The organism is Aquiflexum sp., from assembly GCF_977115555.1.
This window is the reverse complement of sequence record NZ_CDSBKL010000110.1, coordinates 1-11,212: the sequence shown is the minus strand read 5'-3', so window position 1 is coordinate 11,212 and position 11,212 is coordinate 1. Positions and strand designations below refer to the sequence as shown.

The window sequence follows — 11,212 nt, the reverse complement described above, 5'->3', positions numbered from 1 at the left end:
AAAATGGTTCAGGTAGGTACCCAAAGAAGAAGCACACCACATCTTTGGGACGCCAAAAAACAGATTTTGGACAGTGGCATGTTGGGTAAAATTTCACATGCCGAAGTCTGCTGCTATTACCATATGAGGGCCAATGGCAATCCACCTGTAGAACCTGTTCCTGCATTTTTTGATTATGAAATGTGGACAGGCCCTGCCCCACTCCGACCCTATGATGGATTGCCGCATACCAGATGGTGGAGGACTTTTATGGAATATGGCAACGGTATTCCCGGCGATATGTGTGTCCACATGCTGGATACAGTAAGATGGCTTTTAGGCCTTGGTTGGCCTAACAAAATTACCGCTACCGGGGGAATATATGTCCAAAAAGAAGGAAAATCCAATATTGCCGACACACAGACAGCCATCTATGAATTTGATGAAATCAATGTCGTATGGCAGCACCGTACTTGGGGCAATCCGGTAGACCCTGAATATCCATGGGCTTTTAAGATTTTTGGTGAAAAAGGCACTTTGGCAGGAAGCACTATGAAAGCCGAGTTTATCCCTTTTGGCAAAGGTGAAAAAATACTTTTCGATGTTTTGTATGAAAAAGAACAATACCCTGAAGATTTGACAGAAAACAGAATCGAACTCAACGCGGCTCCTGCTACAAGACGACAGATGCAAAACCTTTTGAGTTCCATGAAATCCGGAGAACTTCCTGTAGCCGATATCGAGCAAGGACACATCTCGACTGCAAGTTGTATCCTTGCAAATATGTCTATGGAGTTGGGAAGGCCGCTTGTCTATGATCCAAAAAAGAGAATTGTGGTCGGTGATGCTGAAGCCACCCAAAAACTCAGAAGGCCGTACAGAGGACCTTGGGTCCACCCAGAACCTGACAATGTTTAATACTCTATCCCCGGAAATTCTCCGGGGATTTTTTGTTTTAATGTAGCGTCTTCGATTCCAAATCCGTATTGATGGTATACAAACAATACCAACTATGAAGACTACCAGCGTTAAAACCAAAATCTTTGGGATGTTGAAATTATTTTCGATTTTCCTATTCGCGGCATTTCTAACAACAGGCTGTTTTGATAAGCTAGACGACACTCCCCAACCTCCGGCAGCATTTGTTGCTATTTATCACGGATCTCCTGACGGCCCGGATTTGGATATCTATGCAGAATCCACAAAAATCAACAACCAACCTCTCCTATTTGGTCAGACTTTCCCTTATAGCGGTTTTTTCGCTGGGGAAAGGAGACTCCGTTTCAATCCTTTCAATGCACAGAATACACTTTTGGAGAAAAATGTTACCCTTGTGCAAGATAAAATCTACACTGTTTTTTTGGTGAACAAAGCAGCAGATTTGGATGCCATCCAAGTGGAGGACATCTGGGAAGAACCTGACGGGTTAAAATCTCAAGTGAGACTGGTTCACTTATCTCCTGATTCGGGTGATCTTGAAGTAAGCATTGCAGAGCAAACTCCTTTTGGTGCTACCACTTCCTATCTCTCGGTTACCGATTTTCTTGAACTTGAAAAAGGAAAAGTTAAAGTTATCGTCAAATCCAAATCTACAGGGGAAGTGCTCGTTACCGTTGATGAGGTTGAATTGTTGGGAAACAGGGTGTATTCTCTAATTGTAAGGGGATTTGCAGACCCGGTCAATGGCAATAACCCCATCAGCGTACAGCTGTTGACCAACTATATCAAATTCTAAAAATTTGTTTTTTTTGTGGAAAACCCGAGAGCATTGCTTTCGGGATTTTTTTACCCAAAAAGATCTGAACTCAAATACCTATCTCCCCTATCACAGGTTATACAGACAATCACGCCCGACTCCAATTCGGATGAAAGTTGGATTGCGGCATGTAATGCTCCCCCACTGCTCATACCTGCCAATATACCTTCTTCTTTTGCCATTCTCCTAGTCATCATGGTTGCAGCATCCTGACTGACGTCGACCACCCGATCTACACGGCTTGCATCAAAGATCCTTGGTAAAAACTCCGGCGTCCACCTTCTGATACCAGGGATTTGAGATCCGTCGGTCGGTTGAGTTCCTACAATCTGAATAGAAGGATTTTGTTCTTTTAGGTATTTAGAAACGCCCATGATTGTACCTGTAGTCCCCATAGCGGACACAAAATGGGTGACTTTCCCATGGGTATCTTTCCAAATCTCTGGACCTGTACTGTGGTAGTGAGCCATGTAATTATCAGAATTTGAAAATTGATCCAACATAAAATATCCCCCATCCTTAACCATTTTTTCGGCAAACTCCCTAGAATATTCAATGGTTTTTTTGGCAGGAGTCAGAACTACCTTCGCACCATATGCTTCCATGGACAACACCCTTTCTCTGGTCGAATTATCAGGCATGACCAAGGTCATTTCAAGGCCAAGGATATTTGCGACCATGGCCAAGGCGATTCCTGTATTGCCGGAAGTGGCTTCCACAAGTCGGTCTCCGGGTTTGATATCTCCCCTTTCCAGCGCGCATTTGATCATGTTATAAGCCGCTCTGTCTTTGACACTTCCTCCGGGATTCTGTCCTTCAAGCTTACAAAAAATCTTAACATTTGGATTGGTGGGAATCTTGACAACTTCCACCAAAGGCGTATTTCCGATCAGATCAGTTAATTTCATCCGCTGCTTTTTATGATATAAGTATCGGTTTGGTCTAAGTCAGGATTGTACATTTTTGCCTGATAATAGATCTTGCTGTTTTGGGGAACACTTTTGGTAATCCAAACATTTCCTCCGATGGTGGAATTCTTCCCGATCACTGTATTCCCACCCAAAATGGTCGCTCCGGCATATATCACTACGTCATCTTCAATGGTGGGATGTCTCTTTTTGTCCGCATCTTCTTTGTCTACGCTCAATGCACCCAAGGTTACTCCCTGATAGATTTTGACACAATTACCGATGACAGTAGTCTCTCCTATCACGATACCGGTACCGTGGTCAATACAAAAGCGTTCCCCGATTTTGGCACCGGGATGAATGTCTACTCCTGTTTTGCTGTGGGAATATTCCGTAATCATCCTTGGAATCAGGGTCACACCATAGGAATAAAGCAAATGGGCGATTCTATATGCCGCTACTGCATAGAATCCAGGATAACATCTGATGATTTCTGTTACTGATTTGGCTGCAGGATCTCCGTCATATAAAGCCTGCACATCCTGGAGCAACAAGTCATATACCCTTTCCAAATTATCAAAAAAGCCATTCGCAATCTCTATACCGTCTCCTTGGTACAAATGTTTGTTTCTGAGCAATACTTGGGAAAGCTTATGACGTAATTCCTCGATTTTCTCAGCAACCTGTTCCTCTTCTCTTAATATTTCGGAAGCAAAATCAGGAAACATCAAACCCAAAACATTTTCGAAAAAAGTATGTATCAACTTAGGGGAAGGACATTGAGGGCAATCCTGATGTGATTTGCTGAGTTTTTTGATTAAGGAATTCATTTTTATTTATTTGGGTGATTAAAGAAAAAACCCAACCCTAAGTACAAAAGGTTGATTGTAAGGAGACCTCAAAGGGTCATACAGGAAATTATATAGAAATGTAAAATTCGCACCACCTCTGCTTCCAAACGGTGTAAAATATCCTCCACCAAGAAAAAAACCCGGAACCCAATCTCTTTCAAACCTATCAAAACGGGGATTGTAAAGATCCAAATTCAGATTCTCAAATTCTGAATGCAAAAAGAAATTTTGGAAGATGTTGTTCCTTAAAAACACTCTTCCACCATATATCGTATTGTCTCCTCCCGGAAATCTTGAGTCGTTGAAATATTGAAACGTTCCTCCAACACCTCCTGAGAGGGTATTGGTAAGCATCACTCCTGCCAGCGGTGAAATATCCACAAAAGTGATCGTTCCAAAAGAAAGACCAAGATTCCCCCCAAAATAAAGCCTATCCTTTAAGGGAGTTTTTTCTCCTTGCTGAATTGCTCTTTGGGCATGAATGGAACTGATGCCAAAAAAGAAAAAAAACAATGCAGCCCAATAAACCGGTTTATTCTTCGACCACCACATATAGATCTTCACTTTTCTTTTTCATCAGATACCTTTCACGCGCGAATTTCTCCAAAAGTTCATAGTTGCTCATCAATTCCTCCCTGTCTTCAAGGATTTTATCTTTCCTTTCATGGTAGAATTCCTTTTGCTTTTCAAGCTCTTTGATTTTTGACCGAAGCTTGAATTGTGTGAGAATGTCATTCGAATCAATAAATACCATCCATACTATAAAAAATAGGGTGAATAAGAAATAGAAATTCTTGGTGTATTTAAGGTACTTTTTCATTGTATAATCCTTGGTACAAACAAATATATACATTGATTCAAATATATCCACAATTGCGCAATATTTGAATATCTACGGATTTTCACGTAAGGCTAGTTCCGATCATCCAGAAAGCCCATCACTTTATATCTTATTGTACCAAAATAAATTCTACAATTTTTATATTGTTGGATTAACAAATCAATCTTATGAGAAGAAATCAAATTAAGGTCTTTACCGGTTTCATGCTGGCTTTATTCCTGTTTCATTTTTCGTCTGTAGAAGCACAGGAGGTAAAACCCACCACGGCCAAAGAAATGAAAGAAGCGGTAGCCTTGCATCAGGAGATGCTGGAAAATTCTCCTTTTATTAATTACCCGGCAAGGAATATCGGACCAACCAATATGAGCGGAAGGATTGTCGATATTGAAGTTACAAATGATTTCAAAACCTTCTTTGTAGCTGCCGCTTCAGGCGGCGTGTGGAAAACATCCGATAACGGCCAATCATTTAAACCGATTTTTGATCATCAAGGCGCTCTTGGTATCGGTGATATGGCCATTTCAGCTTCTAACAACGATATCCTATGGGTTGGTACGGGAGAAAACAACTCAAGCCGATCCACCTATGCAGGTGCTGGTGTTTACAAATCCACCGATGGAGGTGCAACATGGGAATTTATGGGATTGCCGCATTCTCAGCATATAGGACAGATTCAGATCCATCCTATCAACCCGGATATTGTGTGGGTGGCTTCCATGGGTTCTTTGTATTCCAAAAATGTGGAAAGAGGACTTTATAAAACCAAAGATGGAGGCAAAACCTGGAAAAAAACACTTTTCATCGATGACAATACAGGAGTCATCGACCTGAAATTCCATCCTTCTAATCCCGATGTCATGTTGGCAGCATCTTGGGAAAGGTCCAGGCAGGCGCATGATTTTATAGGAAACGGGGAAGGTTCTGCGATCTGGAGATCAGAAGATGGCGGAGATTCATGGAAAAAATCTATGACCGGTTTTCCACAGGATGAATTTGTGGGAAGAATCGGTTTTGACTTTAGCCTGAGCAATCCATCTGTAGTCTATGCCCTACATGATTATCAAAAAATGCGGGAAAGTCCAGCCAGACAAAACCAAAATCAAAACAACGAGGATCTGAAATTTGAAAATTTCAAAACAATGTCTGCAGCGGATGTTGAAAATATTGAGGATGAAAAACTGGATAAATTTCTTAGAAGTAACCGGTTTGCTACCAAATATGATGCACAGACAGTAAAGAAATTGGTGAAATCAGGAAAAATCACCCCATTACAAATCGCCGATTATAATGGGTCGCTAGAGAATGCAAATGCATCACTTTTCAATTCTTCTGTCATTGGAGCTGAAGTTTATCGTTCTGAAGACAGCGGCAAAACCTGGAAAAAAGTAAGTGAATCCAATCTTGACAGACTTTATAATACCTACGGATATTATTTTGGTGAAATCAGAGTAAGCACTGAGGATGAAAATGAAATGTTTATTCTGGGAGTTCCGCTATTGGTTTCTAGAGACGGAGGAAAAAATTTCGCTAGAACTGATACGGTCGGGGATGTACATTCAGACCATCAGTCCATGTGGATCAATCCAAAAGATTCCAAGCATTTGCTTTTGGGCAGTGATGGAGGTATCTACAGTTCTTTTGGAGGGGGAGAAAGATGGACCCACCTCAATGACCAATTGACGATCAGTCAGTTTTATTCCATCATGGTGGATGAAAAGACCCCTTATAATGTCTATGGCGGGATGCAGGACAATGGCGTTTGGTATGGCGCTTCTTCCAACAAACCTGAACAACCGTGGACTTCCCTTATGGGAGGGGACGGAATGGTGGTCGCGGTAGATACCCGGTCCAATGATGTGGTCTATACAGGATTCCAATTTGGAAATTACTTCAGGGTCAATACCAAAACAGAAGAAAGAAAATCAGTGACTCCCGGCCACGATATCGGAAGGGCTCCAAACCGCTGGAACTGGAGAACGCCTGCTATCCTTAGCAGTCATAATCAGGATATATTCTATATGGGATCTCAATATGTTTACCGAAGCCTTGATAGGGGAGATTCCTGGGAGACAATTTCTCCTGATTTGACAAAAAACCAAAAAAGTGGAAATGTCCCATTTGCTACACTTTCAGTCATAGAGGAATCACCTTTTGAATTTGGAACACTCTATGCAGGATCAGATGATGGCAATATCTGGATTACCAAAGACCATGGAAACACTTGGTCAGATATCAGTAAAGGTCTTCCGCAAAACAGGTGGATCAGTAGTATTTCCCCTTCTCAGCATGCAGAGGGAACGGTTTATGTCACATTGAACGGTTACAGGTATGATGAATATTCCCCATTCGTTTATAAAAGCATAGACTATGGAAAGACCTGGGTATCCGTCTCCGCCAATTTGCCAAAGGAGTCTGTCAATGTGATCAAGGAGGACCATACCAATCCAAACATTTTATATCTGGGAACTGACCATGGACTTTATATTTCTCTTAATGGTGGAAAAAGTTATGATTTATTCCAAGGGAATATACCCAACGTTGCTATTTATGACATGGTCATCCAAAAAAGAGAAAATGATTTAGTCATCGGTTCACATGGAAGAAGTGTATTCATTGTGGATCTTGACCCACTACAAAAGCTTGCCCAAAACCCTGCTGCTGAAGCCAAATTGCTCAGCGCCTCAGAAATCAGAATCAACCAAAGAAGGTCTCCTTGGGCTTCAGCTCCGACTACAAAACCAAGTCAGGCTATTCTATATTTTGTGAATCAGGAAGGAGAAACCGGTTTTGAGGTCAAAAAAGAAAACGGGGAAAGTCTAAAAACCTGGAATGTAAATTCTTCCAAAGGAGTAAGTTCCACGAGTTGGGAATATGGAAATATAGGAAAAGGGAAATATACCATCCTGATCAGAAAAAATTCAGGTACCGACGAAATGGTTTTTGAAGTCAAATAATATTACAGAGGTCCGGGATTCCGGACCTCTTTTTTTTAGAATAACCTTAATCCTGCTGAGAGAATGATTTGATTTTGACGCTGATCAGTCTGGAAAGCAGTAGTACTTTTTGAAATTTTACTGAGTGAACTCTCGTATTTTAGGTCAAAAATCAAATTACCTACATCCAGTCCTATTCCTGCCTGATAGCCAAAAGTGGATGTCTTATAATCCAACTCCAAAGGTACATTCAAGGCGTCCTCAATTTTATAATCCACGAGAATTGTTGCTACAGGGCCAGCTTGTACCCTGAAGTAATCGAAGAACTTAAAACCGAACATCAATGGAATATCAAACCTGTCAAAATTGGCATCAAAAGTAGTTTTTGTATTTCCATTGTCTGTCTTGATAACTGAACCACCGGTATTGGTATATAAAAGTTCCGGTTGAACAAAAATAGAACTCCCGCCCATCCTTACAAAAAGACCTAAATGATATCCAAATTCATTTCCCCCTGATTCAAATCCCTCTCCATTTACATTGATATTGGCGGTAGAAATCCCGACTTTGGGCCCGATCGAAAAATCCTGACTTTTCGCACTAAGGCTAAGCAAAACTGCTGAAACGAGAAATATGAGTTTTTTCATTGTCTATTTGGGTTTTTGTTACTGACAATTTAACGAGTTAAATAAAGGAAATTGCAAGAAAAATGAATTTTTATTCAGGTGCAAAAATGAATTCTAACCAATTAAGGCCAATTAAAAAAACAGAAAGTCTTTGGTGTGTTTATTTTGAGCCAAAAGAAAAATCAAGAAGCCCTTTCCAGAACAAATTGATTGGCAATATTATAAAGCTCAGTATAGTCCATGGGCTTTGGCAACAACCGGTCAAACGGAATAATTGCGATACTTCTAAAATAATCAATATCACCGGCTGTAAATCCAATAATCGGTATCTGCCCAGTCTTATCTCTTTGTTTGATTTCAGCAAGAAGCTCAATACCATCCATTTCAGGCATCATGATATCTGTGATCACAATATTGATTTCATCATCACCAACGAAAATATCTAGCGCTTCCTGTCCGTTTTGGGCAGTTACTACAGTATTGTTCCTCCTTTCAAATAATTTTTGGAGAATAAGCCTGTTAATAGCATCGTCGTCGACTACTAAAACTTTCATATGTATGATCAGGCGATCAGGTGAATAGGTGATTACTAAATAAAATAGCTAATATCCTAAATTAGACTAATTTTTGAACAAAAAGCAAATTTAAAGGTCTAAAACAAAAAAAGGGCCAAAATTGGCCCTTTCTATTTATTTTTCCATTTTTTATCATCCACCTTCCTGAGGGGTTCCAAATACACCCAATAAATCTAATAAGACCAATGCAATTACAACAGGACATACCCATTTAATAAAGAAAATCCATGTTGTCCTTGCAAAACCTTTGAAACCTGGAGCTCCTAGAGCAATTTCATTTGCAAAATCTCCGATTTTCTTAGCCCAACCTGTGTACAAACTCAACATCAAACAAATTACCACCACGGCAACTGTTCCGAAAGTAAAATCCATGATGTCGAAAAACCCTATTTTGGTATTTCCCAGAAATGAGATAGACATGCTGTTAAAAATACTTCCTTCGATCGAAGACATGGCAGAAGGTATTGAAAGTGCCATTGCAGCAATACCTACAATCCATGCAGCTTTCTTCCTACTCCACTTTCTATCGTCAATTAAATAAGAAACGGGAACTTCCAACATTGATATGGTTGAAGTCAAGGCAGCAACCATTAACAATAGGAAGAACAAACCCCCTATGATATTACCTCCTGGCATTGCATCAAAAACTCTTGGCAATACATCAAATACCAAAGCAGGACCCGCTGCAGGATCTTTTCCGGGAAGCAAAGCAAATAAAGCAGGAAATACCATCAAACCGCCCATCAAAGCAACAGCGGTATCCATACCGGCTATCCAACCTGAGGAAGCAACAATATTACCGTTTTTGGGTAGATAAGAACCGAAAGTAATCATCAAACCCCAACCAACTGACATGGAAAAGAATGCCTGTCCCAATGCCTGTAGCACAACTTTTGAATTGATTTTAGAAAAATCAGGATTCAGATAATACTCAATTCCCGCGCTGGCACCTTCCAAGGTAACACTTCTACCGGCTATGAATACAACGATAATCAACAACAAAGGCATCAAAAATTTGGCAGCCTTCTCGATTCCACCTGAAATACCTCCCAAAACAATACCTATTGTCATCAAAATAAAAGCAAAGGTCAATGGGATGATGTACATTGGAGTTTCTTGAAACTCCTCAAAATCCACCGGTATGTTGATGACTTCAGTGAAAATATAACCAAGTGTCCAGCCTGCAATCACTGAATAATAACTCAACACAAAAAAACAGACCAAAACGCAAAGGACCCCGGCAAGCTGCCAAAATTTGTTTCCTCCTGTACCTCTGATGGCGCCTATGGGGTTTTTGCCTGACAATCTCCCCAAAGAAACTTCATTAAGTAAAAGTGGAAGTCCGATAAGCAATACGCAGAGGACATAAACAAAAACAAAGGCGCCTCCACCATTTTGTCCTGTGAGGTATGGAAACCTCCAAATATTTCCCAAACCTACCGCTGACCCGGCAGCAGCCATAATAAACCCAAAACTTGAGCCGAATTGACCCCTACCTGGAGCATCTGTTTTAATCGCCATAGTCTATCAATTACTTGTGATTTGATTAATTTTTTATTTTTAAGAATCGGCTAATTTAAGTTGTTTTGCCAAAATACCAATCCCAGCCAAAAAAGATTTGGGGGAATACCCAAGTTCCTTCTTTGCCTTGTCTATATTGAATCCGGTTCGGGCCGGGCGTTTGGCAGGTTGGGTAAAAAGCTTGGAATCAGACTCCGTAATCAAGCTTTTGTCAAGTCCAAAATATTCAGCAGTCTGAATCGCCATGTCGTATGGCGTCAAAAAATCAGCCCCCGAAATATTGAAAATCCCCGTTGCTCCTTTTTTCATGATCAAAATGCATCCTTCGGCAAGGTCCTCAGCCAATGTAGGAGTCCTCCATTGGTCATTGACCACCTGGATAGTCTTCCCTTGTTCCAAGGATTTTTTGACCCAAAGAATGATATTGGAACGGCTCATGTCCTGCGCGATGCCATATACCAAAACCGTCCTGACTATCGCCCAACGGATATTGGAAGCCAACAAAAGGTTTTCAGCTTCAAGTTTGGTTTCACCATAATAATTGACAGGGTTGGGAACAGCCTCCTCGGTATAGGGTCCATCTTCCCCATCAAAAATAAAATCGGTAGAAAGATGGATCAGGTGGCTGTCTTGTTTCTCACAGGCTTCTATGACGTATTTGACCGCATCGACATTCAAAATCCGGCATCCCTCTCTGTCTTTTTCACAATCATCCACTTGGGTCATTGCCGCTGTATGAATCACTGAGTCAGGTTTAGTGGCAGCAAAAACCTCCAAAACTTCTTCTCGATCTGTAATATCAAGCTCCATCCAAGTATAACTTCCGGCCCAGCTTTCAGGAAGCCTAGAAGCTCCTTTGCCTGTACCAATGAGCTCTACAGAAATATCATTTCTCAATAATCCAATCAGCTTCTGTCCGAGTAAGCCGTTGGCCCCGGTGACCAATACTTTCTTTTTCATCCCTGATTCAATAGACATAGCCGAACTCTTTGGTTATTTTGGCTTTAGAAATCAACTCAACAGTGACAGTCATATAGATGGGGTCAAGTGGTTTGCTCCTGTCTCCTGTTGGCACCTTGGCAATTTTTTCCATGACATCCAAGCCTCGGATGACCTCTCCAAAGACGGTATATTCCCCATCCAAATGAGGAGTACCCCCGACACTGGTGTAGGCCTCGATTTGTTTGGGAGTCATAGGCTTTTCCAAATTCAAATTATAAAA

12 protein-coding genes are annotated in these 11,212 nt (G+C 41.0%); 3 read left to right on the top strand and 9 right to left on the bottom strand.

Features of this window, described 5'->3' with window-relative positions; genetic code table 11:
• On the top strand, positions 1-897 hold an 897-nt coding region (locus ACZFYI_RS08745; protein WP_462523743.1), incomplete at its 5' end, for a Gfo/Idh/MocA family protein.
• A gap of 94 nt (positions 898-991) precedes the next feature.
• Positions 992-1,714, top strand: a complete 723-nt coding sequence (locus ACZFYI_RS08740; protein WP_462523742.1) for a DUF4397 domain-containing protein — start codon at positions 992-994, stop codon at positions 1,712-1,714.
• A 50-nt stretch (positions 1,715-1,764) separates the two neighbouring features.
• Here the strand turns inward: ACZFYI_RS08740 and cysM are convergent, their stop codons facing one another.
• Genes cysM through ACZFYI_RS08720 form a run of 4 tightly spaced genes read right to left on the bottom strand, consistent with a single transcriptional unit; the run spans position 1,765 to position 4,314 of the window.
• Positions 1,765-2,643 (bottom strand): cysteine synthase CysM, encoded by an 879-nt coding sequence (cysM, locus tag ACZFYI_RS08735; RefSeq protein WP_462523741.1) that lies wholly within the window; start codon positions 2,641-2,643, stop codon positions 1,765-1,767.
• Complete coding sequence (gene epsC / locus ACZFYI_RS08730; protein WP_462523740.1) at positions 2,640-3,473, bottom strand: serine O-acetyltransferase EpsC; 834 nt, start codon at positions 3,471-3,473, stop codon at positions 2,640-2,642. Before epsC ends, cysM begins: the two co-directional genes overlap by 4 nt.
• An 18-nt stretch (positions 3,474-3,491) precedes the next feature.
• Positions 3,492-4,046: a hypothetical protein gene (locus tag ACZFYI_RS08725; protein WP_462523739.1), complete on the bottom strand. Its 555-nt coding sequence runs from the start codon at positions 4,044-4,046 to the stop codon at positions 3,492-3,494.
• Positions 4,027-4,314, bottom strand: a complete 288-nt coding sequence (locus tag ACZFYI_RS08720; RefSeq protein WP_462523738.1) for an FtsB family cell division protein — start codon at positions 4,312-4,314, stop codon at positions 4,027-4,029. The genes ACZFYI_RS08725 and ACZFYI_RS08720 overlap by 20 nt, the downstream gene beginning before the upstream one ends.
• Before the next feature lie 188 nt (positions 4,315-4,502).
• Here ACZFYI_RS08720 and ACZFYI_RS08715 point away from each other — a divergent pair, with 188 nt between their 5' ends.
• Entirely contained in the window at positions 4,503-7,289 is a 2,787-nt protein-coding gene (locus tag ACZFYI_RS08715) for a WD40/YVTN/BNR-like repeat-containing protein (RefSeq protein ID WP_462523737.1), read from the top strand.
• A 35-nt stretch (positions 7,290-7,324) separates the two neighbouring features.
• Here the strand turns inward: ACZFYI_RS08715 and ACZFYI_RS08710 are convergent, their stop codons facing one another.
• From ACZFYI_RS08710 to ACZFYI_RS08690, 5 genes are all read right to left on the bottom strand, one after another.
• Entirely contained in the window at positions 7,325-7,915 is a 591-nt protein-coding gene (locus ACZFYI_RS08710) for a porin family protein (RefSeq protein ID WP_462523736.1), read from the bottom strand.
• A gap of 161 nt (positions 7,916-8,076) precedes the next feature.
• Positions 8,077-8,448 (bottom strand): response regulator, encoded by a 372-nt coding sequence (locus tag ACZFYI_RS08705; protein WP_462523735.1) that lies wholly within the window; start codon positions 8,446-8,448, stop codon positions 8,077-8,079.
• A gap of 153 nt (positions 8,449-8,601) precedes the next feature.
• Positions 8,602-9,990, bottom strand: coding sequence for a sodium-dependent transporter (locus tag ACZFYI_RS08700; RefSeq protein WP_462523734.1), 1,389 nt, complete (start codon positions 9,988-9,990; stop codon positions 8,602-8,604).
• 39 nt (positions 9,991-10,029) lie between these two features.
• Positions 10,030-10,968 (bottom strand): SDR family oxidoreductase, encoded by a 939-nt coding sequence (locus ACZFYI_RS08695; RefSeq protein ID WP_462523733.1) that lies wholly within the window; start codon positions 10,966-10,968, stop codon positions 10,030-10,032.
• A partial coding sequence (locus tag ACZFYI_RS08690) for a peptidylprolyl isomerase (protein ID WP_462523732.1) occupies positions 10,958-11,212 on the bottom strand: 255 nt, incomplete at its 5' end. The genes ACZFYI_RS08690 and ACZFYI_RS08695, both read right to left, overlap by 11 nt.